Raw genomic sequence first — 25,533 nt, 5'->3', positions numbered from 1 at the left:
GCCAAGTTCATGGGCACGGAGGATTTTGCCCCATGGCGGTACTGCGCAGATGTTGAGAACTGCGCAGTACCTGTGGGAGCGGGTTTACCCGTACAGGCAAGCCATCAAAGGGCGGGGGACGCGGGCTCAGCGGCCTCGGCAGGCTGTGCTTGCTGTTGTACTTCAATAGGCGCAGCCTCAGCCGGCGGTGCCACTGGCTGCGAGCCCTGGCTGTCATCCAGCACCGGCGCTGCTACCGCCTCGCTGGCCGGGGCTACAGGGGCCGGGGCTGGCGCCGCATCAACCAAAGGCTCAGCAACCGGGGCCGGTGCCACCGGCGCTGCGGCGGCCTGCTCCGGTAGCCCCAGGGCTGCCGCCGGCTTCTCGACATTCGGCGCAGGCGCCTCGACCTCGGCCTTATTGGCCTGCTTCGGCTTGGGCTTGGGCAGATAGCTCTCTACCAGGGCGAAATAGCGGTCATAGAACTGAGCCGCTGTCACAGTCTCGCTGGCCACCTTGACCATCGAGTCGTCGCTGGAGCCGATCGGCATCGATACCGACCCCAGTACACCAACCCCCAGGCTGGCGGAGGTGTTGGACTTTTTCAGGGCGTAGCGGTCCTGCAGGGCGTTGGCGAACATGGTCGAACGCTGCTCGTCGCTCACATCCGGCGCACAGGTGACGTTGAAACTGATCTGCAGGTGGTTCTCGCTGTTCTGCTGGAAGCTCTTGTTGCCCACCACCTGGTTGGCGCCGCTGCTGGTGATGATGTAACCCTGGCTGAGCAAGGCGCGTCGGGCGGCCTCGCAGGAGCCGGCATCGCTCACCGGGAAGCTGCGCGAGAAGGTGCCCGAGTCATCGAAGTTCTCGTGCTCGTAGACGGCGGCTTTTTTCGAGGAACAACCGGTCACGCCCGCCAGCACCAGGGCCAGCCCGAGCGCACCAAAGACGGAAGATCTGGTCATTGCGAATTCCGGGTAAGTCAAGAAGGTGCCTATTGTGCAACACAGCAGGCAGGCACAGGAACCGCTGATCGGTGAAGAGTCTGTCAGGTTCGTGTAAATCTGGGTCAAGGGCGGCAATTGCCAGACGCAGAAACGAAAAAAGCGACCCTAAGGTCGCTTTCTCGTGGCTTCGAGACGTTCAAGGGGCCTCGAAGCGAAGATGGCGCAGCGGACGGGACTCGAACCCGCGACCCCCGGCGTGACAGGCCGGTATTCTAACCGACTGAACTACCGCTGCGTATCATTCAGGCTTGCACCCGATTGAAACCTGGGTCTACCCTTCCGGCGCGATGGCCTCAGGACAGGCACAAAAAAAGCGATAACGTGATCGCTTCTCTTGTGTTTGCTTCAAGGTGTTCAAGGGACCTTGAAACGAAGATGGCGCAGCGGACGGGACTCGAACCCGCGACCCCCGGCGTGACAGGCCGGTATTCTAACCGACTGAACTACCGCTGCGTATCGTTCAGGCTTTCGCCCGATTGAAACTGGGATCAGCCCAAGGCGTTTACCTTGTGGCTTCAGACCGGTGCCAGGCACCCATCTGATACTAAAAAATGGCGCAGCGGACGGGACTCGAACCCGCGACCCCCGGCGTGACAGGCCGGTATTCTAACCGACTGAACTACCGCTGCGCAGTGCGTTCCTCTCTGGCTATCGGTTTCTTGCGAAACCTGAAGCACCAGGAACATCTCAGGAAGTGGTGGGTGATGACGGGATCGAACCGCCGACCCTCTGCTTGTAAGGCAGATGCTCTCCCGGCTGAGCTAATCACCCTCGCGATGTTGCTTGTTGCGTTTGCTTCGCTGAGGCCGCGAAATTTACGCAGGTGGCGAAGCTAAGTCAATAGCCCCATTGAATTTTTTTCAGAAAAGCGCAAAAGCGGTGCGGTTGCCTGTGGCGGCCTCTTCGCGGGTAAACCCGCTCCCACAGGTACCGCACAGGTCTTGAGAACTGCGCTGCACCTGTGGGAGCGGGCGTGCCCGCGAAGAGACCGGTACAGGATATGCACAAGGCTCAGGTGTAGATCATCTTGCGGGTCATGCCGCCATCGACCACGAACTCCTGGCCGGTGACGAACGCCGCTTGCCGAGACAACAGCCAGGCAACCATGGCCGCCACGTCTTCCACCGTCCCTACCCTGCCCGTCGGGTGCTGGGCATGGTCCGCCTCGGTCAACGGCTCGGCACGGCGCTGCGACGGATCACGGGCATCGATCCAGCCCGGGCTCACCGCATTGACGCGAATCTCCGGGCCCAGGCTCATGGCCAAGGCATGGGTCAAGGCCACCAGCCCGCCCTTGCTCGCTGCGTAGGCCTCGGTATCGGGTTCGGATTGCCGCGCCCGGGTGGAGGTGAGATTGACGATCGCCCCATTGTGCGCACGCAGGTACGGCGCACAATGCTTGGCCAGCAGCATCGGGCCGTTGAGGTTGACCGCCAGCACCCGGTTCCACTGCGCCAGGCTCAGGCTTTCCAGGGTCTGGTTGTGCGGGTTGGCGATGGCCGCATTGCACACCAGCGCGTCCAGGCGACCAAACTGCCCCAGCACCTCCGACACCCCGGCGCTGACCTGGGCCTCGTCGGCAACGTCCATGGTGATGAACCAGGCATTGTCACCCAGCGCCTTGGCCGCCTTTGCGCCGCGCTGGCGGTCGAGGTCGCTGAGCACCACCTGCCAGCCTTCGCAGATCAACCAGGCGGCAATACCCAGGCCGATGCCGCGTGCGGCACCGGTCACCAGGGCTACCCGGCCGTTATGGCCGGGCGTACCGCCGCGGATTTCAATCACAGTGCAGCCAACCCGCGCGCCAGGTCGGCCTGCAGGTCGGCCACATCTTCCAGGCCCACGGCAACCCGGATCAGGCTGTCACGGATACCCGCGGCTTCACGCTCCTGCGGCGTCAGGCGACCGTGGGAGGTGGTGGCCGGGTGGGCGATGGTGGTCTTGCTGTCACCCAGGTTGGTGGTGATGGAAATCACCCGGGTAGCGTCGATGAAGCGCCAGGCGCCTTCTTTGCCACCCTTGACCTCGAAGCTGACCACCGCACCGAAGCCACTCATCTGGCGCTTGGCCAGTTCGTGCTGCGGGTGGCTCGGCAGGCCGGCGTAATGCACCTTCTCCACGCCCTCCTGCTGCTCCAGCCATTCGGCCAGCAGCTGGGCGCTTTCGCAGTGCGCACGCATGCGCAGGCGCAGGGTTTCCAGGCCCTTGGTGAAGATCCAGGCGTTGAACGGGCTGAGGGTGGGGCCTGCGGTACGCAGGAAGCCCACCACTTCTTTCATCTGCTCGGCACGGCCGGCAACCACGCCACCCATGCAGCGGCCCTGGCCGTCGATGAACTTGGTGGCCGAGTGGAACACGATGTCGGCACCCAGCTTCAGCGGCTGCTGCAGCGCCGGGGTGCTGAAGCAGTTGTCCACCACCAGCATGGCGCCGTGGGCATGGGCGATTTCGCTGAGCGCGGTGATATCGACCAGCTCTGCCAGCGGGTTGGACGGCGATTCGACGATCAGCAGCTTGGTATTGGCCTTGATGGCCTTTTCCCAGCCGGCGAGGTCGACCAGTGGCACGTAGTCCACCTGCACGCCAAAGCGCTTGAAGTACTTCTCGAACAGGCTGATGGTCGAGCCGAACACACTCTGCGACACCAGCACATGGTCACCGGCACTGCACAGCGACATCACCACGGCGAGGATCGCCGCCATGCCGGTGGAGGTGCCCACAGCCTGCTCGGCGCCTTCCATGGCCGCCAGGCGCTCCTCGAAGGCACGCACCGACGGGTTGGTGTAGCGCGAATAGACGTTGCCCGGCGTCTCGCCGGCAAAGCGCGCGGCCGCATCGGCAGCCGTGCGGAACACATAGCTGGAGGTCAGGAACAGCGCTTCGCTGTGCTCGGCCTCCGGTGTACGGTTTTGACCGGCGCGCACCGCCAGGGTGTCGAAACCGACACCCTCGAGGTCACTGTCCAGTCGTCCGGCATCCCATTGATCCGTCATGCCGTCGCTCCCGAAATCAGTTGTTGTAGAGGTCGATGATCGCACTGACCGCCTGGTTCTTGGCCTTGGCCAGGTCGTTACGAGCCTGCTCGATGCGGTCGAGGTAGGCTTCGTCGATATCGCCAGTGACATACTCACCGTTGAACACCGCACAATCGAACTGATCGATCTTGATCTTGCCGCCACCGACCGAGTCGATCAGGTCCGGCAGGTCCTGGTAGACCAGCCAGTCGGCGCCAATCAACTCGGCCACCTGTTCGGTGGTACGGTTGTGGGCGATCAGTTCGTGAACACTCGGCATGTCGATGCCGTAGACGTTGGGGTAGCGCACGGCAGGAGCTGCGGAGCAGAAGTAGACGTTCTTGGCGCCGGCTTCGCGGGCCATCTGGATGATCTGCTTGCAGGTGGTGCCGCGCACGATCGAGTCGTCCACCAGCATCACGTTCTTGCCGCGGAACTCCAGTTCGATGGCATTGAGCTTCTGGCGTACCGATTTCTTGCGCGCGGCCTGGCCTGGCATGATGAAGGTACGCCCGATGTAGCGGTTCTTGACGAAACCTTCGCGGAACTTCACGCCCAGACGGTTGGCCAGCTCCAGGGCCGCGGTGCGGCTGGTGTCCGGGATCGGGATGACCACGTCGATGTCATGCTCGGGACGTTCGCGCATGATCTTGTCGGCCAGTTTTTCACCCATGCGCAGACGGGCCTTGTACACCGACACGCCATCCATGATCGAGTCAGGGCGGGCCAGGTAGACATGCTCGAAGATGCACGGCTGCAGCTTCGGTGCTTCGGCGCACTGCTTGGTGTACAGCTGGCCTTCTTCGGTGATGTACACCGCTTCGCCCGGCGCCAGGTCGCGGATCAGGGTGAAGCCGAGCACGTCCAGGGCCACGCTTTCCGAAGCGATCATGTATTCCACGCCTTCGTCGGTGTGACGCTGGCCGAACACCACCGGGCGGATGCCGTTGGGGTCGCGGAAGCCGACGATGCCGTAGCCGGTGATCATCGCCACCACGGCGTAACCGCCGACGCAGCGGCTGTGCACGTGGGAAACCGCGGCGAACACGTCTTCTTCGGTCGGCTGCAGCTTGCCACGCACCGCCAGCTCATGGGCGAACACGTTCAGCAGTACTTCCGAGTCGGAGTTGGTGTTGACGTGGCGCAGGTCGGACTCGTAGATTTCCTTGGCCAGCTGCTCGACATTGGTCAGGTTGCCGTTGTGTGCCAGGGTGATGCCATACGGCGAGTTGACGTAGAACGGCTGCGCCTCGGCCGAGGTCGAGCTGCCCGCCGTCGGGTAGCGCACGTGGCCGATACCGATGCTGCCGACCAGGCGCTGCATGTGGCGCTGCTGGAACACGTCGCGCACCAGGCCATTATCCTTGCGCAGGAACAACCGGCCGTCATGGCTGGTCACGATACCGGCAGCGTCCTGGCCGCGGTGCTGGAGGACCGTAAGCGCGTCATACAGCGCCTGATTGACGTTCGACTTACCGACGATACCGACGATGCCACACATGCGACGCAACCCCTACTTTGACGAAACTTGAGTGAATAGTGCTCAGGGCTTTGCCGGCCCGAGCAACTGTTCCTTGAACGGAAGATCAGCTGGAGTGCCGATCAGCCCACTAGGTGTCCACTGGCCGGTAAAACCCAGGATCAGGTTTTTCGACCAGTCGGCGACCAAGAGAAATTGTGGTATCAGGCGTGATTCCTGCCACCAGGTGTCTTGTTGAACCGGCCCCAGGCTGATCAGCCCGATGGCCACCACCACCAGCAAGGCCCCGCGCGCGGCGCCGAAGGCCATGCCCAGGAAACGATCGGTGCCGGACAGCCCGGTCACGCGAATCAGCTCGCCGATGAGGAAGTTGATCATGGCCCCCACCAGCAAGGTGGCGACGAAAAGAATGGCGCAGCCGGCGATGACGCGCATCGACGGCGTCTGGATGTAGCTTTCAAGATACACCGAGAGCGAACCGCCGAACATCCAGGCAACCGCACCGGCAATGATCCAGATGAGCAAGGACAAGGCTTCCTTGACGAAGCCGCGCTTGAGACTGATCAGTGTGGAGACGGCGATGATCGCGATGATCGCCCAATCAACCAAGGTAAATGCCACGGTGCTGCCTGCAGACGTTTGAGGCGGCGCATTTTAACAGAGCGGCGGGGGCTTGGGTAAGCGGAATGTCAGGTGATTAGCGCTACCCGGGCTTACGCGATCTTTGTGGGAGCGGCCTTGTGTCGCGAAAGGGCCGCAAAGCGGTCCCGGCGATTCTGGCTGTGTCGTTGAGATCTTGGGGCCGCTTCGCGGCCCTTTCGCGACTCAAGGCCGCTTCCACATGGACCGCGCCGCTGCAAGACCTATAAAGAACCCGCGAATGAGCGGCAAAGCCGCCCCCCCGGGTTATCAGCTGCGCTCAGGCTGGAAGCGCACCACGAAGCCCTTGAGGCTGTTCTGGCGGTTGATGGCGTCGCGCACGCGCTCGGCCTCGGCCCGCTCGATCAGCGGCCCCACGTACACCCGGTTCATGCCACCCGCCGAGCGGATATAGGCGTTGTAACCCTGGCTACGCAAGGTTTGCTGCAGCTTTTCGGCCCCGGCACGGTTGGACAGGCTGGCCAACTGGATCGACCAGCTGACCGGCAGGCCATTGACGTCGATCTTCGATGGCGCCGCCGGTGCGGCCGGCTTGGCTGCCGGCTGAGGCTCGACCTTGGCCACAGGCGCCTGCGGCTTGGCAGGCTGAGGCTGGGGCTGCACCTGCACTTGAGGCTGGGTCTGCGGTGACGGTGTAATCGGCTGGCTGGGCGTGCTCGCCGGCGCGGTGGACTCGTCCACCACCACCGGTGGCTGTTGCGGCTCTTGCGCAATGGCCTGCGGCTCCGGCACCGCGACCGGCTCCACCTTCACTTCCGGCAGGCTTGGCATGGCCGGCGCCTGCGGGGCATCGACGCGCACCTGACGCATCTCGTCCTCGCGGGTGAACAGCATCGGCAGGAAAATTACCGCCAGCGCCACCAGCACCAACGCACCCACCATGCGCTGTTTCATCCCTTTATCCAGCACTGCCATCTACTCCACCCTCCTGGGCGTGCCGCTCCAGCCATTCCAGTGCCTGGGCAACACAGAAAAACGAACCGAACAGCAAGATCTGGTCATCCGCCGTTGCCTGCGCGCATTGCCCTTCAAGGGCAGCATCGACGCTGGCATAAGACTTCACCGCGGCGCCGACGTTCGTCAAGGCCGTGGCCAGCTCCGCAGCCGGGCGGCTGCGCGGGGTATCCAGTGGCGCCACTGCCCAGTCGTCGACCAGCCCCTGCAGCGGCGCGACAACACCTTCCAGGTCCTTGTCGGCGAGCAGGCCGAACACCGCCAGGCGGCGCCCCTTCAGCGGCCGGGTCGCCAGGCGCCGGGCCAGATACTCCGCGGCGTGCGGGTTGTGCCCGACATCCAGCAACAGTTCCACCGGCTTGCCCTGCCAGCTCAGCTGACGACGGTCGAGGCGACCCGTGATGCGGGTATCCAGCAGCGCCTGGCGAATCTGCCCGGCGTCCCAGGGCAGCCCCATCAGCAGGTAGGCCTGCAGGGCCAGCGTGGCGTTTTCCATGGGCAGGTCGAGCAAAGGCAGGCCAAGCAGCTCTACCGGCGCTCCATCAGCCGCAGTACCCCGCCAGTTCCAGCTGCCATCGGCAATGGCCAGGTCGAAGTCACGACCACGCAGGAATAGCGGCGCAGCCAGTTCGGCGGCCTTATCCAGCAGCGGCTGAGGCGGATCCAGGTCACCGCACAGTGCCGGCTTGCCCTGACGGAAGATGCCTGCCTTCTCGAAGGCCACCAGCTCGCGGGTATCACCCAGGTAATCGACATGATCGACGCCGATGCTGGTCACCAGGGCCAGGTCGGCATCCACCACGTTCACGGTGTCCAGGCGGCCACCAAGCCCCACTTCCAGTACCACGGTATCCAGCTGCGACTGGTAGAACAACCAGAACGCGGCCAGAGTGCCCATCTCGAAGTAGGTCAGGGAAATTTCGCCCCGCGCCGCCTCGACGGCGGCGAAGGCTTCGCACAGGCGCTCATCGCTGGCCTCTTGGCCATCGATCAGCACCCGCTCGTTGTAACGCAACAGGTGCGGCGAGCTGTACACGCCAACCTTCAACCCCTGGGCACGCAGCAGCGAGGCCACGAAGGCACAGGTCGAGCCCTTGCCGTTGGTGCCGGTCACCGTTACCACACGTGGCGCCAGCTTGCCCAGCGCCAGCCGGGCAAGCACCTTCTGCGACCGCTCCAGGCCCATGTCGATGGCCGAGGGGTGCAACTGCTCGAGGTAGGCGAGCCATTCGCCCAGGGATCGTTGTTTCATCACGCGACGGCAGCCGCCTCACGCGCTTGCTCCGGGGTTTCCTGGCCGGTCATCTGCGCCAGCAGGCGGGCCAGACGCGGGCGCAGCTCGCCACGAGAGATGATCAGGTCAATGGCGCCGTGCTCCAGCAGGAACTCACTGCGCTGGAAGCCTTCCGGCAGCTTCTCGCGCACGGTCTGCTCGATCACGCGCGGGCCGGCGAAGCCGATCAGTGCCTTCGGCTCGCCGACGATCACGTCACCGAGCATGGCCAGGCTGGCGGAAACACCACCGTATACAGGATCGGTCAGTACCGAGATGAACGGGATACCTTCTTCGCGCAGGCGCGCCAGCACGGCCGAGGTCTTGGCCATCTGCATCAGCGAGATCAGCGCTTCCTGCATGCGTGCACCGCCCGAGGCGGAGAAGCAGACCATCGGGCAGCGGTGCTCCAGGGCATAGTTGGCCGCGCGCACGAAGCGCTCGCCGACGATGGCACCCATGGAGCCGCCCATGAACGAGAACTCGAAGGCGCTGACCACGATCGGCATGCCCATCAGGGTGCCGCTCATGGAGATCAGGGCGTCCTTCTCGCCGGTTTGCTTCTGCGCGCCAGCCAGGCGGTCCTTGTACTTCTTGCCATCACGGAACTTCAGGCGGTCGACCGGCTCCAGGTCGGCGCCCAGTTCGGCACGGCCATCGGCGTCGAGGAAGATGTCGATGCGCGCACGTGCGCCGATGCGCATGTGGTGGTTGCACTTGGGGCAGACATCCAGGGTCTTTTCCAGCTCCGGACGATACAGCACGGCCTCGCAGGCCGGGCATTTGTGCCACAGGCCTTCAGGCACCGAGCTCTTCTTCACCTCGGAACGCATGATCGAAGGGATCAGTTTGTCGACTAACCAGTTGCTCATGCTTTCTTTCTCCAGTATTGGCAGGCGTGGTCCGGTGTCGCCGGCCCTACCCTGCCCTTGAGCTCAAAATCTTTATGAAACGATGATGGACCGGCCGCCGGGACTACCAGCGCGCCACCCCACCGCTAATGTGTTGTGTTGCCGCCACAGGCGCAGGCGGCTGCCCCGCAGGGCTGCGAAAGCTATGGACGATGGCGCGCAGCCAGCCGTCACATCTGCCATCACGCCTGTTTCACCGCACGCATGAAGGCCTCGATCTTCGCCGCGTCCTTGATGCCCTTGGCTTGCTCCACGCCGCCACTGACATCCACCGCGTATGGCCGCACCTGGGCGATGGCCTGGCCGACATTGTCGGCAGACAGCCCGCCGGCCAGGATGATCGGCTTGCTCAGGCGCGCAGGCACCAGCGACCAGTCGAACGCTTCACCGGTGCCTCCGGGTACGCCCGGCACGTAGGTGTCCAGCAGAATGCCGCGGGCACCAGCGTAAAGCCGGCAGGCCGCCTCCAGGTCGTCGCCCGGGCGTACGCGCAGGGCCTTGATCCAGGGGCGGTGGTAGCCTTCGCAGTCCTGTGGGGTTTCGTCGCCGTGGAACTGTAGCAGGTCCAGCGGAACCACTTCGAGGATCTCGTTCAGCTCGCAGCGCGAAGCATTGACGAACAAACCGACCGTGGTCACGAACGGCGGCAGCTCGGCAATGATCGCCCGCGCCTGGCGCACGTCCACGGCGCGCGGGCTCTTGGCATAGAAGACGAAGCCGATGGCATCGGCCCCCGCTTCGGCAGCGGCCAGTGCGTCTTCGATGCGGGTAATCCCGCAGATCTTGCTGCGAACATTGCTCATGGACAGCGAACCCTGCTTGTTACGGTGAAAGGCCGGATGTTAGCAAATGACTTTTCGCCCGTCAGTCTGCCAATGCTTCGTAACCGGTCAAAAAGTGTGGACCGATGTAACGCTTGGGCAGCGCGTACTCCTCGGGGTACTCCACCTGTACCAGGTAGAGGCCGTATGGGTGCGCCGTGACCCCACCTTCGCGGCGGTTGCGCCCTTCCAGCACCTCACGCGCCCAGGTGACCGGGCGCTCTCCGGCACCGATGGTCATCAGTACACCGGCAATGTTACGCACCATGTGGTGCAGGAAAGCCGTGGCGCGCACGTCCAGCACGATCATCTGGCCATGGCGGGTGACGCGCAGATGGTAGATGTGCTTGATCGGCGACTTGGCCTGGCACTGGCTGGCGCGGAAGGCACTGAAGTCATGGGTACCAAGCAGGTACTGCGCGGCTTCGGCCATGCGTTCGACATCCAGCGGGCGGTGGTTCCAGGTGACTTCCTCGGCCAGGTGGGCCGGGCGGATCGGGTCGTTGTAGATGACGTAGCGGTAACGCCGGGCGCAGGCCTTGAAGCGGGCATGGAAGTCGGCCGGCATCGGCCGCGCCCAGACCACGCTGATGTCATGGGGCAGGTTGAAGTTGGTGCCCATGGTCCAGGCGCGCTCATCGCGCACGGCGCGGGTGTCGAAGTGCACGATCTGCCCGCAGCCATGCACACCGGCGTCGGTGCGCCCGGCGCAGATTACCGAGATGGGCTCGTTGGCCACCTTGGACAGCGCCTGCTCCAGGGCCTGCTGGACACTGGGCACGCCACTGGCCTGGCGCTGCCAGCCACGGTAGCGCGCGCCTTTGTATTCCACGCCCAGGGCGATGCGGGAGTAGCCTTCGGCCGCGGACTCGGCGGCGGCGGTGTCGATGATGTCCAAGAGCATGAAACCTGTGGGGGTGTACGGAATGGCGGGGATTATAACGACAACGGCAGCCGTGTAGGGCTGCCGTTGAATATGCACCGCATTTGAGGGCCTCTTCGCGGGCTCGCCCGCTCCCACAGGTTACTCACAAGGTCGAAAATGTGTGGAGATCCTGTGGGAGCGGGCAAGCCCGCGAAGAGGCCGGCCCTGCTTACATCAGACCAACCGGGAGAGCATGTCCTCGGCCTCCTGACGCTGGCTGTCGTCGCCATCCTTGACCACTTCATCGAGGATGTCGCGTGCGCCCTGGTTGTCGCCCATGTCGATATAGGCGCGGGCCAGGTCAAGCTTGGTGGCCACTTCGTCGCTACCGGAGAAGAAGTCGAAGTCCAGGTCGTCCAGTGGCTCGGGCTCGGGCTGGGCAGCCGCATCCTCGCTGGTGAAATGCGGCTCCAGCGACGGTGACTCGAGGCTCTGCGACAGCTTGTCCAGCTCAGCGTTGACGTCATCCAGCTCCGAGGTAAAGCTCTTGGCTGCCGGCGAATCGTCTTCCAGCGACAGCGAAAGATCGAAGTCGGATGGCAGATCGAACTCGGAAAGCGGGTCGAACGCTGGCTCGCTGTCGAAGGCAGCCAACTCGGCGGCGACATCCACCGGGGTTTCGTCGACCGCAGCCGGGGCGGCCGGGGCAACCGGCTCGCTGATGTCGAGGTCGAAGTCGGACAGGTCCACAGCGGGCTGTGGCTCGGCCTGTGCCAGCATGGCCTCGAATTCGGCGTCAGCGTCGGCCTGTAGCTCGGCGTCCACCGCAAACGGCTCGTCTTCCGGCTGAACCGATTCCAGCACAGGTTCATCCAGTACCGGCTCTTCGACTACAGGTTGCTGGGCCACAGATTCGTCCAGCAGCGGCGCTGCCAGCGGGTCTTGCTCGGGCAGGTCGTCACCCAGGCTCAGGTCGAAGGCACTGTCCAGGTCCTGCTCGTCCAGGCCCGGCGCATCGAGGGTCGGCACTTCATCGAAGGCATCCAGCTCAGCATCCAGATCAACTTCGGGTTCGAGCGCTGCTTCAGGTTCCGCCAGGGCAACGGCCTCTGGTTCAATCGCCACCTCTGGCTCGACCGCAGGCACTTCCTCCGGCGCCACATCGGCAACCACTGGCGTATCAGGCTGATCCTGCAACAGCTCCTGCACGTACTGCTCATCCATCTCGGCAGCCAGGGCCGCCGCGCCCAGGCCGGCAGCGGCCAGGCCGAGCATGGCCGGGTAGCGCTCTTTCAGCCCGGCAACCGCTTCACTGTTCTGCTCACTGGCCGGCAACTTGCGCTCCTGCTCGACGAACGCGCTCTGGTCACCCTGGCGGGCGTACACATCCATCAGTTTCAGGCGCAGGTCGTCACGCTGCGGCGCGGCGGCCACGGCAGGTTCCAACAGGTCGGTAGCGCGGTTCAGGCGGCCTTCGGCCACGCATTGCTCGACTTCCGCCAGCAGCGCGGCATGGGGGTCGGCTTGCGGTTCAGGTTGCGCTTCGGACGCGGGTGCCGCCGTTTTTTCCGCGGCGGTGGCGGCGGCAGCCGAAGCGGCGACCACGGCCGGCGACAGGGTCACGCTCGGCGCCGAGACTTCTACGCCATCGAAGCTTGCGCTATCGCTGTCAAAGCCTGCGCCCTGCTCTTCTTCCAGCGCCCGCGCCATGCGCAGGTGCTTTTCAGCCTCCTGCTGGGCCTTGCGCTTGCGCGCCAGCAACAGCAGCAGAAGCAACAGTACGAGGAAGGCACTACCGGCAATCAGCCCGAGCAGCAGCGGGTTGCCCATGATTTCGTCGACGACGCTACCTGGCTGGCCGGCGGCAGGTGCAGCTTCGGCGGCAGACACCGGTTTGGGTGAGGTATCGACGGTGTCAGGCGCAGGCTTAACGACCGGTTCGGCCGGTGCAGCCGCCCCCTGCGCTTCAAGGCGGGCCAGCTGGTTGTTCTTCAACTCGATCAGACGCTGCAGCTTGTCCAGCTGGCTCTGCAGGTCGGCCATGCGGCTCTTGAGCTCTTCGTTGTCGCGACGACTGGTGTCCAGGCTTTCCTGGGCCACCGCCAGCTTGTCATTGAGGGCCTTGGCCTGGCCAGCACCGGCCTGGTTGCCCGGGCTGACCAGGCGCAGGTTGTCGCCCTGGGCGATACGCGCCGGAGCTGCCTCGGCGGCACCGCGGCGAGTGGCGTCCAGCTGGCGGGCACGCGGGCCCAGGCGACGGCCTTCACGCCAGGCAGCATACTGCTCGGCCACCTCGGCGGTCGCCTCGCCCTGCGGGATGTTCTGGATCTGCTGCTGGTCGGGCAGGCGCAACACCTGGCCAACCTTCAGCTGGTTGATGTTGTTGCCGATGAACGCGTCCGGGTTCAGGGCCTGAATCGCGATCATGGTCTGCTGGATCGAGCCGCCCTGGGTATTGCGCGCGGCAATCTGCCACAGGGTGTCCCGGCGCTGGGTGGTATAGCTGCCGGCAGCGGTCACCGCTGGCACGACATTGCCTGCCGCAGGCTTGTCGCCCTGGGCCTTGGCCTGGTCGAGCAGCACGCTGTAGTCACGCAGCAGGCGGCCCTGCGGCCACATCACCTGGACCAGGAACTTTACCACCGGCTCCGGTAGCGGCTGGCTGGAGGTAACACGCAGCACGCTCTTGCCGTTGGGGTTGATCACCGGTGTGAAGGTTAGGTCTTCAAGGTAGGTTGGGAATGCCACCCCGGCCTTGCTGAAATCTTCCGGCGGCGCCAGGCTCGGTGCCACTTCGGCAGCGGTGAGGTCGCGCACGTCGAGCAGTTCGATCTCGGCGTCCAGGGGCTGGTTCTGTGCCGATTTGAGGGTCAGTTCCCCCAGGCCCAGGGCATTCGCCATGCCCGACGACAGCGCCGATGCTGCAGCCATGGCCAGAACCAGTTTGCGAATTCGAAGCATGACCTCTTCCCTTGTATGAAGCGTCCTGAAACCTGCATGCGGAGCAGGACAATAGTGCTCGCCAGTATCTTTTACGGCATGTGTTTAATCAACAATTGCGCCACTTGCACGGCATTGAGCGCGGCGCCTTTGCGCACGTTGTCGGTGGTCAGCCAGAGGTTGAGCTGCTGGTCTTCATCAACACCATGCCTTACACGACCAACATAGACCACGTCCTGGCCTACTGCGTCGCCTACCGGAGTCGGATAATCGTCGCGCTCCACCAGTTCGACGCTGTCAGCCGCCTCGAGGGCCTGGTTGACCGCCTCCAGGTCGACCGGGCGACGGCTCTGTACCGCCACACTGAAGCTATCGCCGAAAAATACCGGGACTTGAACGCAGCTCACGGAAATCTTCAGTTCAGGCAGGCCCAGCAGCACACGCAACTCACCGACCAGGCGGCGCTCCAGGGCGGTGTGGCCTTGCTTATCGGCGGCACCGACCTGGGCCAACATGTTGAACGCCACCTGGCGATCGAAGAAGCGCGGCTCCAGGGGCCGGGCATTGAGCAGCTCGGCAGTTTGCCGGGCGAGTTCGTTGACAGCTTCCCGACCTTGTGCGGACACCGCCAGCGCGGCCATCACCTGCACCCGCTCGATATCCAGCAGGCGCTTGAGCGGTGCCAGAGCAACGGCCAGGGCAACCGCGGCCGAGCACGGGCTGACGATGCGCGCGGGCAATGCCAGGTCAATCAGGCGTTCGGCGTTGGCTTCGGGCACCAGAGCCAGGGCGTCGTCCAGACCAGCGGACAGGTCGATGACCGTGCAGCCTGCCTGCAGCGCCTTGCTGGCAAAGCTTCGGCTGACTGCGGCGCCTGCGGCGAAAAAGGCCAGCTTGACCTGGGCAAAGTCGAAGCTGTCCACCTCACGTACCTTCAGCTTCTTGCCGGCGAACATCACGCTACTGCCCGCCGATTCCATGCTGGCCAGCAGGTGCAGGGTGGCGACCGGGAAATCCAGTTCTTCGAGGATCTGCACCAGGGCTTCACCGACGCTGCCGGTGGCGCCGACGACGGCGATGTCCAAAGGGTGTGTCATAGAAGGGATCCTTTTGCTGAAAACGGCGGGGGGCGGCACTTTACTCGGATTGTAGAGTTTTGTCTGTGCTGGCCCAAACCTAGAGCTGCGCTGCTCTTGCTCTTGCTCTTGCTCTTGCTCTTGCTCTTGCTCTTGCTCTTGCTCTTGCTCTTGCTCTTGCTCTTGCTCTTGCTCTTGCTCTTGCTCTTGCTCTTGCTCTTGCTCTTGCTCTTGCTCTTGATCTTGATCTTGATCTTGATCTTGATCTTGATCTTCGCGACTTCAGGAGGCCGAGCAGAGGTCTTGCGGAGGGAGGTGACGGGCATGGATGCCCGTCAAGCGCTGAGGCCCCATGGATGGGGCCTGCAGCGCGTACTCCCGGGAGCAAGACCGGCGCGAGGGAACCCCGGAGCGCAGCGTAGGGGCCGGATGATGGGAGTGCAGCGTTTTTTGGTTACTTTTTGCCGCGTTTGGCAAAAAGTGACTCGCCGTAAGGGCGAAAAGGTGAGTATGCGTCATCATCGCAAACGGACTGTTCGCCATATCAAAACCGTCGCTTAAGCTTTTTGGCTTTTTGGCTTTTTGGCTTTTTGGCTTTTTGGCTTTTTGGCTTTTTGGCCTTTTGGCCTTTTGGCCTTTTGGCCTTTTGGCCTTTTGGATGTGGGCATTCACATCGAGAAGGCATTCATTCGCGACGGCGGCGCGCGCCTAGAAGCAAAAGCGAAAGCGAAAGCAGAGAAGAGCCGGGCCGGCCAGGATGGATCGGAAATAAAAAAACCCGCGCTGTCGCCAGCGCGGGTTTTCGGTCAAACCGGAGCGATCAACGCTCCAACAGAATCCGCAGCATGCGGCGCAGCGGCTCGGCCGCGCCCCACAGCAGCTGGTCACCTACGGTGAACGCGCCCAGGTACTGGGACCCCATGTTCAGCTTGCGCAGGCGGCCAACCGGGATGTTCAGGGTGCCGGTAACCTTGGTCGGTGTCAGCTCCTGCATGCTGATTTCACGCTGGTTAGGTACCAGCTTCACCCAAGGGTTGTGCTGGCTGATCATGCCTTCGATATCGGCCAGCGGCACGTCCTTGTTCAGCTTGATGGTCAGCGCCTGGCTGTGGCAACGCATGGCGCCGATGCGCACGCAGATGCCGTCGACCGGGATCGGGCTCTTGAAGCGGCCGAGGATCTTGTTAGTCTCGGCCTGGGCCTTCCACTCTTCACGGCTCTGGCCGTTCGGCAGTTCCTTGTCGATCCACGGGATCAGGCTGCCAGCCAGTGGCACGCCGAAGTTCTCGGTCGGGAACGCTTCGCTGCGCATGGTCTCGGCAACCTTGCGGTCGATGTCGAGGATGGCGCTGGCCGGGTTGGCCAGGTCATCGGCGACGGCAGCATGGGTAGCACCCATCTGCTTGATCAGCTCGCGCATGTTCTGCGCACCGGCACCCGAGGCCGCCTGGTAGGTCATGGCGCTCATCCACTCGACCAGGCCGGCTTCGAACAGGCCACCCAGGCCCATCAGCATCAGGCTGACGGTGCAATTGCCGCCGATGTAGTTCTTGGTACCCGCGTCCAGCTGCTGGTCGATGACCTTGCGGTTGACCGGGTCGAGGATGATCACCGCGTCATCCTGCATGCGCAGGGACGAGGCGGCGTCGATCCAGTAACCCTGCCAGCCGGCTTCACGCAGCTTGGGGAAGACCTCGTTGGTGTAGTCGCCGCCCTGGCAGGTCAGGATAACGTCGAGGGTCTTGAGTTCTTCGATCGAATAAGCATCCTTGAGCGGTGCTGTATCCTTGCCCACGTTCGGGCCTTGGCCGCCAACATTGGAGGTGGTGAAGAACACCGGCTCGATGAGGTCGAAATCCTGCTCCTCCAGCATCCGCTGCATGAGCACGGAACCGACCATACCGCGCCAACCGATCAGACCTACACGTTTCATCGCAACTACACCTTTGCTAAAAGTGGGCCGCCACCGGGAATTTTGGGTGGCGGGCCAGAGAGATTACAGATTCCGCAGCGCTGCGACTACTGCGTCGCCCATTTCCTGCGTACCAACTTTGCGGCAGCCTTCCGAGAAGATGTCGCCGGTGCGCAGCCCCTGGTCCAGGACCAGGCTCACGGCCTTCTCGATCGCCTCGGCGGCAGCCGACTGATTGAAGCTGTAACGCAGCATCATCGACACCGACAGGATGGTCGCCAGCGGGTTGGCGATGCCAAGGCCTGCGATGTCCGGGGCCGAGCCGTGGCACGGCTCGTACATGCCCTTGTTGTCGGCATCCAGCGACGCCGAAGGCAGCATGCCGATGGAACCGGTCAGCATGGAAGCTTCATCCGACAGAATGTCACCGAACATGTTGTCGGTCACCATCACATCGAACTGCTTGGGCGCACGCACCAGCTGCATGGCGGCGTTGTCGACGTACATGTGGCTCAGTTCAACATCCGGGTAGTCCTTGGCCACGTCCTCGACCACTTCACGCCACAGCTGGCTGGAAGCCAGGACGTTGGCCTTGTCCACCGAGCACAGCTTCTTGCCGCGCACGCGGGCCATGTCGAAACCGACACGGGCAATGCGGCGCACTTCGCTTTCGCTGTACGGCAGGGTGTCGTAGGCCTGGCGCTCGCCGCCTTCCAGCTCGCGCTGGCCACGCGGGGCACCGAAGTAGATACCGCCGGTCAGCTCACGGACGATGAGGATGTCCAGGCCGGAAACGATCTCTGGCTTGAGCGACGAGGCATCGGCCAGTTGCGGGTAGAGGATGGCCGGGCGCAGGTTGGCGAACAGGCCCAGTTGCGAACGGATTTTCAGCAGGCCGCGCTCGGGGCGAATGTCACGCTCGATCTTGTCCCACTTCGGCCCGCCCACGGCGCCCAGCAGCACGGCATCGGCCTTGCGCGCACGCTCCAGGGTCTCGTCGGCCAGCGGCACGCCGTGCTTGTCGATGGCGGCGCCACCGATCACATCGTGCTCCAGGCTGAAGCCGAGCTGGAACTTGTCGTTGGCCAGCTCCAGCACCTTGACCGCCTCGGCCATGATTTCCGGGCCGATACCGTCACCTGGGAGAATCAGAATCTGCTTGCTCATGCTTTCCTCTATCCAATCACGCGGTGCGGCCAAGCGGGCCCCACCGAAAAGTTCTTAACGCTCGGCCCACAACACCAGCACATCGGTGCTGAACGAACCATCGGCCTCGATCTGGTAATACTGCCGTACTTCTTCACCCATGGCTTGCTGCAATTGGCGAATTGCCACGCGCATTGGCTCGGGGGTGCGCATGCGCTCGACCCAGCTGGAAAACTCCAGGCGCAGCGGCTGGCGAGTGTGGCTGCGCACATGCAGGCCAGCCTCGCTGACCTGGCGTTGCCATTCGGCAGCGGAATAATCGCGCACGTGGCTGGTGTCGCGCAGTACTTCGACCGTTTGCAGGTAGGTGTCGAGCAGCGGGCTGCCCGGCGACATGACGTCGATGAACGCCGCCACGCCACCCGGCTTGAGCACTCGGCGCACTTCGCGCAAGGCCAGGCCCAGGTCGCTCCAGTGGTGGGCCGAGTAGCGGCTGAAGACGAAGTCGAACGAGGCGTCGGCAAACGGCAGGCGTTCGGCAGCACCGCGCTCGGTGGTGATATTGGCCAGGCCGCGCTCGGCGGCGGCACTGGCGACCACGTCGAGCATGGCTTGCGAGAGGTCGTAGGCGACCACTTCGGCAACCAGAGGGGCGACATGGAAACTGACATGACCGGCACCGCAACCAAGGTCGAGCAAGCGGGCATGGCCCCGCCCTGCCAGCGCGTCTTGCAGCAGGCCGAATTCACTGCCTTGGGCGTGCACGGCGCTGCTGAGATAGGCGCTGGCCTGTTCGCCGAACTGGCGTTGGACCACATCGGTGTGCTGGGTGCTGGTCATGTCTCGATCCTTTTGGTCTTTCTGCTGCCTGTACCGGCCCTTTCGCGGGTAAACCCGCTCCCACAGGACCTCTACAGGTTTCGAATCCTGCGCTGTACCTGTGGGAGCGGGCGTGCCCGCGAAGAGGCCGGTACTGTCACCTGCAAACTTCAGGCATCACGGAACAGCCAAGGCTGCCCGGCGCGGTGCTTGCCCTCGAAGGCTTTGATCGCATCGCTGTCCTGCAAGGTCAGGCCGATGTCGTCCAGGCCGTTGAGCAGGCAGTGCTTGCGGAACGCATCGATCTCGAAGTGCAGCACCTTGCCATCCGGACGGGTCACCGCCTGCGCCTGCAGGTCGATGGTCAGCTGATAGCCCGGGATGGCTTCGACCTGCTTGAACAACTCGTCTACTTCCTCGTCGCTGAGGATGATCGGCAGCAAGCCGTTCTTGAAGCTGTTGTTGAAGAAGATGTCGGCAAAGCTCGGCGCGATCACGCTGCGGAAGCCGTACTCGTCCAGCGCCCACGGGGCGTGCTCACGGCTGGAGCCGCAACCGAAGTTCTCGCGCGCCAGCAACACGCTGGCACCCTGGTAGCGTTCGTGGTTGAGCACGAACTCCTTGTTCAGCGGGCGCTTGCTGTTGTCCTGGTAAGGCTGGCCCACATCCAGGTAACGCCACTCGTCGAACAGGTTGGGGCCGAAGCCGGTGCGCTTGATCGACTTCAAAAACTGCTTGGGGATGATCTGGTCGGTGTCGACGTTGGCACGGTCCAACGGTGCGACGAGGCCAGTGTGCTGGGTAAAGGCTTTCATGCTGCGCTCCCTTGGATCAACTCGCGGACATCGATGAAGTGGCCGGTCACCGCGGCGGCGGCGGCCATGGCCGGGCTGACCAGGTGGGTACGGCCACCGGCACCCTGACGGCCTTCGAAGTTGCGGTTGGAGGTAGACGCGCAATGCTCGCCGCTCTCCAGGCGGTCCGGGTTCATCGCCAGGCACATCGAGCAGCCTGGCTCACGCCATTCGAAACCGGCCTCGAGGAAGATCTTGTCCAGGCCTTCGCGCTCGGCTTGGGCCTTGACCAGGCCCGAGCCCGGCACCACCAGCGCCTGCTTGACGTTGGCAGCGACTTTGCGGCCCTTGGCGATTTCGGCGGCAGCGCGCAGGTCTTCGATACGCGAGTTGGTGCACGAACCGATGAAGACGCGGTCGAGCTTGATATCGGTGATCGCCTGGTTGGCGGCGAGGCCCATGTACTTGAGGGCACGCTCGATCGAACCACGTTTGATCAGGTCAGGCTCGGCAGCCGGGTCCGGCACGCGCTGGTCGACAGCGAGGACCATCTCCGGCGAAGTGCCCCAGCTGACCTGCGGCTTGATTTGCGCAGCGTCGAGCTCGACCACGGTGTCGAACACCGCGTCAGCGTCGGAGACCAGGCCTTTCCAGGCTTCGACCGCCTGCTTCCACTGCTCGCCCTTCGGCGCGTACGGGCGGCCTTCGACATAGGCAACAGTGGTGTCGTCCACCGCCACCAGGCCTACGCGGGCACCGGCTTCGATGGACATGTTGCAGATGGTCATGCGGCCTTCCATCGACAATTCGCGGATGGCGCTGCCAGCAAATTCCATGGCGTGGCCGTTACCACCGGCGGTACCGATCTTGCCGATCACGGCCAGGACGATGTCCTTGGCGGTTACGCCGGCAGGCAACTGGCCTTCCACGCGCACCAGCATGTTCTTCATCTTCTTGGCGACCAGGCACTGGGTAGCGAGCACGTGCTCCACTTCGGAGGTGCCGATGCCGTGGGCCAGGGCACCGAAGGCGCCGTGGGTAGAGGTGTGCGAGTCACCGCAGACCACAGTCATGCCAGGCAAGGTGGCACCCTGCTCCGGGCTGATGACGTGGACGATGCCTTGACGCTCGTCATTCATCTTGAATTCGACGATGCCGTATTCGTCACAGTTCTCGTCGAGGGTCTGCACCTGCAGGCGCGACACCTGGTCGACGATGGCCTCGATACCGCCCTTGCGCTCTGGCGTGGTCGGCACGTTGTGGTCAGGCGTGGCGATGTTGGCGTCGATGCGCCAAGGTTTGCGGTTGGCCAGGCGCAGGCCTTCGAAGGCCTGGGGCGACGTCACTTCGTGGATGATGTGACGGTCGATGTAGATCAAGGACGAGCCGTCATCACGGCGCTTGACCTCATGGGCTTCCCAGAGTTTGTCGTAGAGCGTTTTGCCAGCCATCAGACTGTTCCTCATCAGCGTCTTTCTATGCCAAAGACCCCTTGGCTTGTGCGGTCGATGCTAGGGGGTTAGATTGAATAACTCAAATTCATAATTTTTATGCTTTGGATAACCAACAGGAATGCGACCCCATGGATCTGGCCAACCTTAGCGCCTTCATCGCGATTGCCGAAACCGGTAGTTTTTCCGGGGCGGCCGACCGCCTGTTCCTGACTCAACCGGCCGTCAGCAAACGCATCGCCGGACTGGAACAGCAACTGGATGTGCGCCTGTTCGACCGGCTGGGCCGCGAGGTGACCCTGACCGAGGCGGGCCGCGCCCTGCTTCCCCGCGCCTACCAGATCCTCAACGTCCTCGATGATACCCGGCGCGCGCTGACCAATTTGACCGGGGAAGTGAGTGGTCGGCTGACCCTTGCCACCAGCCACCATATCGGCTTGCACCGCCTTCCCCCGCTGCTGCGGGCCTTCACCCGGGAATACCCTGCAGTGGCGCTGGATATTCAGTTCATGGATTCGGAAGCGGCCTACGACGAGATCCTCCATGGCCGCGCGGAGATTGCCGTTATCACCTTGGCACCCGAGCCGCACCACTTGGTCAAGGCCGTGCCGGTATGGGACGACGCCCTGGACTTCGTCGCCGCTCCCGAGCACCCGCTGGCCAACAACCAAGCGGTCAGCCTGGCCGACGTCGCCCGCCACCCGGCCGTGTTCCCCGGCGGCAACACTTTTACCCACCACATTGTTCAGCGCCTATTCGAAAGCCAGGGCCTGACGCCGAACATCGCCATGAGTACCAACTATCTGGAAACCATCAAAATGATGGTGTCCATCGGCCTGGCCTGGAGCGTGCTGCCGCGCACCATGCTCGACGAACAGGTTGCACCCATCGCATTGCCGGGCATACAGCTGTCTCGCCAGCTAGGCTACATTTTGCACACGGAGCGTACGCTTTCGAACGCGGCCAGGGCATTCATGGCCCTGCTCGACAGCCACGCGGGGCCCGCTTGACCGGTCGTCAGCCCGGTATTGCCACCTCCAAGGACGCGTCATACGCCAAAGGTCTGGTACCGATGCCCAAATCAGCGAATCGCTTTTTGCGCCTGCCGCGCATACCAGCGGCCGACCCTCAGGAGTCGGAACAGGCCTGGCAGAACGCCCCACAGTTGCTGGCCGCACTCAACGGCGCGCGGCTGGGTGCCTGGCTATGGGATATCGACAGCGGCCGGGTGAGCTGGTCACGGGGCACCCAGGCCCTGTTCGGCTTCGACCCGCAGCGCCCGCTCCCCGCGGATATCGACTACCTCGACCTGCTGCCGGAGGAAGACCGTGCGCGCACACGCCAGGTGTTCCAGGCAGTGTTCAACGGCGAACCGGTGGAACAGGCCATGCGCCACCGTATCCGCTGGCCGGACGGCAGCCTGCACTGGCTGGAGATCAACGGCAGCCTGACCCACGACCCGAACGGCCGGCCGCAGATGATCGGGGTGATCCGTGAAATCACCCGCCAGCGCGAGCGGGAAACGGCGTTGATCAATTCGGAAAAACGCTTCGCTACCCTGTTCCACCTCAGCCCCAATGCCATTTTGCTCACCCGACGCCACGACGGCATGATCTTCGAGGTCAACCAGCACTTCGAAGACATGTTCGGCTGGCCCGGTAGCCAGGTGATCGGCAAGACCAGCCTGGAGCTTGGCCTGTGGGCAAACCCCGAACAGCGCCACCAGTTGCTGGAGTCGACCCGTGGCAACACTGGGCCTTTGATAATGGAAGTACAGTTCCGCGCTACCAGCGGCAAGGTGCATGACGGCATCCTCTGTACCCAGGGCATCGAACTGGAGGGCGGAACCTTCCTGCTCAGCACCTTTATCGACACCACCGAGCGCAAACGTGCCGAGCAGGCCTTGAAGGACAGCCAGGAGCGCCTGGACCTGGCCCTGGATTCGGCACAGCTGGGCACCTGGGACTGGCATATTCCCAGCGGCATGCTGTACGGTTCGGCGCGCGCCGCACAGCTGCACGGCCTGCCGCCCATCCCGTTTCACGAATCGTTCGACGCGTTTTTCGAAGGGGTCCCGGAGCAAGAGCGCAATTCGATGCGCCAGGCCTACCGTAGCCTGCGCGAAGGACCTGCCGGCAACTACCAGATCACCTACCGGGTACAGCTGGAAAACGGCATTTCGCGCTACATCGAAAGCCGCGCCCGGCTGTACCGCGACGAGCAGGGCAACCCGCTGCGCATGGCTGGCACTTTGCTCGACATCACCGACCAGGTGGAGCGCGAACAGCGCCTGAGCGCTTCGGAAGAGAAGTTCGCCAGCCTGTTCCAGGTAAGCCCCGACCCAATCTGTGTCACCCGCCAGGACACCGGGCAGTTCATCGAGATCAATCCGGCGTTCACCCAGACCTTCGGCTGGAGCACCGAGCAGGTGATCGGCCGCACCGCCGAGGAAATCGGCCTGTGGGCGGAGTCCATCGAGCGCGCGCAACGCATAGAGCGGGTAATCCGCGAACAGGCCCTTAGCAACGTCGCCGTAGTGGTCAACCACCGCAATGGGGCACCGCTGACCTGCGTGATTTCCAGCCGCCTGATCACCGTCGATGACCAGCCTTGCAGTGTTACCACCCTGCGTGACATCACCCAGCAGCAGCGCGCCGAGGCGGCGCTGAAGTCCAGCGAGGAGAAGTTTGCCAAGGCCTTCCACTCCAGCCCTGACGCCATCACCATCACCGAACGCTACAGCGGTCGCTACCTGGAAATCAACGACGGTTTCTGCCGCCTGACCGGCTACAACGCCGCCGACGTGGTCGGCCGCACGGTGTACGAGATCGGCATCTGGGCCGACGACAAGCAGCGCAGCGCCCTGCTGGCCGAGTTGCGCGAGCGTGGCCGGGTGCATCATCGCGAGATGCTCGGGCGCAACAAGCGCGGCGACATCCTCACCGTGGAAGTGTCGGTGGAGCCGATCACCCTCAATGAGGTGGACTGCCTGCTGGTGACCGCCCGCGATGTCAGCCAGCTGAAAAACGCCCAGGCACAGATTCGCCACCTGGCCTACCACGACCCGCTGACCAACCTGCCCAACCGCGCCCTGCTGATGGACCGCCTGAGCCAGCAGATCGCCCTGCTCAGGCGCCACAACCTTCGCGGCGCCCTGCTGTTCCTCGACCTCGACCACTTCAAGCACATCAACGACTCGCTGGGCCACCCGGTGGGCGACACGGTGCTGAAGATCATCACAGCGCGGCTGGAAGCCAGTGTGCGCCTGGAAGACACCGTGGCGCGCCTGGGTGGCGATGAGTTCGTGGTATTGCTCAGCGGCCTGGAAGGCAGCCGCGAGCTGGTCGAAGAGAAAGTCCGCGGGCTGGCCGATACCCTGCGCGAACTGCTGGCCGAGCCGATGTCGCTGGATGGCCAGCGCCTGCAAGTAACACCCAGCATCGGCGTGGCGCTGATCCCTGACCACGGCGCCACCCCGGCCGACCTGCTCAAGCGTGCCGATATCGCCCTGTACCGTGCCAAGGATTCCGGGCGCAACACCACCCAGCTGTTCCATACCACCATGCAGAAGGCTGCCAGCGAGCGCCTGCGCATGGAAAACGACCTGCGCCTGGCCCTGGCCCGCGGCGAGTTGGCGCTGCACTTCCAGCCACAGGTGGATGCGCGCGACAACCGCATCGTGGGTGCCGAGGTGCTGCTGCGCTGGCATCATCCGCAACTGGGTCAGCAGCCACCGGCGCAATTCATTCAGGTGCTGGAAGAAAGCGGCCTGATCCTGGAGGTTGGCAGCTGGATACTCGACGAAGCTTGCGATGCCTGCGCACGCATGCTCGGCGACGGGCTGATCGACGCCGATGATTTCAGCTTGTGCGTGAACATCAGCCCACGGCAGTTCCGCCAGAACGACTTTGTCGGGCGGGTGCTGCGCAGCCTGGACGATTACCGCCTGCCACGGCGAATGCTGACGCTGGAAATTACCGAAGGCATCGTCATCCAGAACCTGGAGGACACCATCAGCAAGATGCGCGAGCTGAAGCGCTACGGGGTGAGCTTTGCCATGGATGACTTCGGCACCGGTTATTCCTCGCTGACCTACCTGAAACGCCTGCCAGTGGATGCGCTGAAGATCGACCAGACCTTCGTGCGCGATGCGCCGGAAGACCCCAACGACGCCGAAATCGTCCGCGCCATCGTCGCCATGGCTCGCAGCCTGGATCTGACGGTGATTGCCGAAGGGGTGGAGCTGACCGAACAGCTGGAGTTCCTTGAACGGCTGGGGTGCCACCTGTACCAGGGGTACTTGCACAGCCGACCGCTGCCGTTGCCGGAATTCCGGCAGATGTTGCTGGAGGCGCCGGCGGATTACTGAAACCGATGCAGATGCGATTCCTGTGGGAGCGGCCTTCAGGCGATCACAATAAAAAGGGCACC

General features: G+C 63.6%; 20 protein-coding genes and 4 tRNA genes. 2 read left to right on the top strand and 22 right to left on the bottom strand.

Annotation, left to right across the window (positions count from 1 at the left end; translation table 11 throughout):
• Window positions 1–104: 104 nt before the first annotated feature.
• From QN085_RS07685 to leuC, 22 genes are all read right to left on the bottom strand, one after another.
• Window positions 105–944, bottom strand: coding sequence for a DUF2242 domain-containing protein (locus QN085_RS07685; protein WP_013971615.1), 840 nt, complete (start codon window positions 942–944; stop codon window positions 105–107).
• Between the two features lie 200 nt (window positions 945–1,144).
• Window positions 1,145–1,221, bottom strand: a tRNA-Asp gene (locus tag QN085_RS07680).
• 141 nt (window positions 1,222–1,362) lie between these two features.
• A tRNA-Asp gene (locus tag QN085_RS07675) sits at window positions 1,363–1,439 on the bottom strand.
• 99 nt (window positions 1,440–1,538) lie between these two features.
• Window positions 1,539–1,615, bottom strand: a tRNA-Asp gene (locus QN085_RS07670).
• Between the two features lie 66 nt (window positions 1,616–1,681).
• A tRNA-Val gene (locus QN085_RS07665) sits at window positions 1,682–1,757 on the bottom strand.
• A 240-nt stretch (window positions 1,758–1,997) separates the two neighbouring features.
• The gene (locus QN085_RS07660; RefSeq protein WP_013971614.1) at window positions 1,998–2,771 is read right to left on the bottom strand and encodes an SDR family oxidoreductase; all 774 of its coding nucleotides are present in this window, start codon (window positions 2,769–2,771) and stop codon (window positions 1,998–2,000) included.
• Entirely contained in the window at window positions 2,768–3,979 is a 1,212-nt protein-coding gene (locus QN085_RS07655) for an O-succinylhomoserine sulfhydrylase (RefSeq protein WP_003258500.1), read from the bottom strand. The genes QN085_RS07660 and QN085_RS07655 overlap by 4 nt, the downstream gene beginning before the upstream one ends.
• Before the next feature lie 16 nt (window positions 3,980–3,995).
• On the bottom strand, window positions 3,996–5,501 hold the full coding sequence (purF, locus tag QN085_RS07650; protein ID WP_013971613.1) for an amidophosphoribosyltransferase: 1,506 nt from the start codon (window positions 5,499–5,501) through the stop codon (window positions 3,996–3,998).
• Between the two features lie 42 nt (window positions 5,502–5,543).
• Complete coding sequence (locus QN085_RS07645) at window positions 5,544–6,101, bottom strand: CvpA family protein (RefSeq protein WP_013971612.1); 558 nt, start codon at window positions 6,099–6,101, stop codon at window positions 5,544–5,546.
• A 288-nt stretch (window positions 6,102–6,389) separates the two neighbouring features.
• Window positions 6,390–7,055, bottom strand: a complete 666-nt coding sequence (locus QN085_RS07640; protein ID WP_013971611.1) for an SPOR domain-containing protein — start codon at window positions 7,053–7,055, stop codon at window positions 6,390–6,392.
• Window positions 7,039–8,346: a bifunctional tetrahydrofolate synthase/dihydrofolate synthase gene (gene folC, locus QN085_RS07635; protein ID WP_041506181.1), complete on the bottom strand. Its 1,308-nt coding sequence runs from the start codon at window positions 8,344–8,346 to the stop codon at window positions 7,039–7,041. Before folC ends, QN085_RS07640 begins: the two co-directional genes overlap by 17 nt.
• Entirely contained in the window at window positions 8,346–9,239 is an 894-nt protein-coding gene (gene accD, locus QN085_RS07630; protein WP_013971609.1) for an acetyl-CoA carboxylase, carboxyltransferase subunit beta, read from the bottom strand. Before accD ends, folC begins: the two co-directional genes overlap by 1 nt.
• A 221-nt stretch (window positions 9,240–9,460) precedes the next feature.
• On the bottom strand, window positions 9,461–10,081 hold the full coding sequence (locus tag QN085_RS07625) for a phosphoribosylanthranilate isomerase (protein ID WP_013971608.1): 621 nt from the start codon (window positions 10,079–10,081) through the stop codon (window positions 9,461–9,463).
• Window positions 10,082–10,142: 61 nt separating this feature from the next.
• Window positions 10,143–11,003 carry a tRNA pseudouridine(38-40) synthase TruA gene (gene truA / locus QN085_RS07620; protein ID WP_031325625.1) on the bottom strand — a complete coding sequence of 287 codons (861 nt, stop codon included), beginning with the start codon at window positions 11,001–11,003 and terminating at the stop codon, window positions 10,143–10,145.
• A 195-nt stretch (window positions 11,004–11,198) separates the two neighbouring features.
• On the bottom strand, window positions 11,199–13,925 hold the full coding sequence (locus QN085_RS07615) for a motility hub landmark protein FimV (RefSeq protein WP_041506183.1): 2,727 nt from the start codon (window positions 13,923–13,925) through the stop codon (window positions 11,199–11,201).
• A gap of 71 nt (window positions 13,926–13,996) precedes the next feature.
• On the bottom strand, window positions 13,997–15,001 hold the full coding sequence (locus tag QN085_RS07610) for an aspartate-semialdehyde dehydrogenase (RefSeq protein WP_285690267.1): 1,005 nt from the start codon (window positions 14,999–15,001) through the stop codon (window positions 13,997–13,999).
• A complete protein-coding gene (locus QN085_RS07605; protein WP_285690264.1) occupies window positions 14,998–15,306 on the bottom strand; it encodes a hypothetical protein in 309 nt (102 codons plus the stop codon). The genes QN085_RS07610 and QN085_RS07605 overlap by 4 nt, the downstream gene beginning before the upstream one ends.
• A 494-nt stretch (window positions 15,307–15,800) precedes the next feature.
• Entirely contained in the window at window positions 15,801–16,913 is a 1,113-nt protein-coding gene (gene asd / locus QN085_RS07600) for an aspartate-semialdehyde dehydrogenase (protein ID WP_023660790.1), read from the bottom strand.
• Window positions 16,914–16,976: 63 nt separating this feature from the next.
• Window positions 16,977–18,059, bottom strand: a complete 1,083-nt coding sequence (gene leuB, locus QN085_RS07595; RefSeq protein WP_013971603.1) for a 3-isopropylmalate dehydrogenase — start codon at window positions 18,057–18,059, stop codon at window positions 16,977–16,979.
• A gap of 54 nt (window positions 18,060–18,113) precedes the next feature.
• A complete protein-coding gene (locus QN085_RS07590) occupies window positions 18,114–18,878 on the bottom strand; it encodes a class I SAM-dependent methyltransferase (RefSeq protein WP_023660791.1) in 765 nt (254 codons plus the stop codon).
• A gap of 149 nt (window positions 18,879–19,027) precedes the next feature.
• The gene (gene leuD, locus QN085_RS07585) at window positions 19,028–19,672 is read right to left on the bottom strand and encodes a 3-isopropylmalate dehydratase small subunit (RefSeq protein ID WP_015269431.1); all 645 of its coding nucleotides are present in this window, start codon (window positions 19,670–19,672) and stop codon (window positions 19,028–19,030) included.
• A complete protein-coding gene (leuC, locus tag QN085_RS07580; RefSeq protein WP_013971600.1) occupies window positions 19,669–21,102 on the bottom strand; it encodes a 3-isopropylmalate dehydratase large subunit in 1,434 nt (477 codons plus the stop codon). The genes leuD and leuC overlap by 4 nt, the downstream gene beginning before the upstream one ends.
• A gap of 131 nt (window positions 21,103–21,233) precedes the next feature.
• Between leuC and QN085_RS07575 the strand changes: the two genes are divergently transcribed.
• Window positions 21,234–22,112, top strand: coding sequence for a LysR family transcriptional regulator (locus QN085_RS07575; protein WP_003260272.1), 879 nt, complete (start codon window positions 21,234–21,236; stop codon window positions 22,110–22,112).
• Between the two features lie 62 nt (window positions 22,113–22,174).
• A complete protein-coding gene (locus QN085_RS07570) occupies window positions 22,175–25,471 on the top strand; it encodes a PAS domain S-box protein (RefSeq protein WP_023660792.1) in 3,297 nt (1,098 codons plus the stop codon).
• Window positions 25,472–25,533: the final 62 nt, after the last annotated feature.

It is taken from the genome of Pseudomonas sp. M2(2023) (assembly GCF_030263955.1).
GTDB lineage: Bacteria > Pseudomonadota > Gammaproteobacteria > Pseudomonadales > Pseudomonadaceae > Aquipseudomonas > Aquipseudomonas asiatica.
Note: the sequence above shows the minus strand (reverse complement) of the source record. Positions and strands in the feature narration are given on the sequence as shown.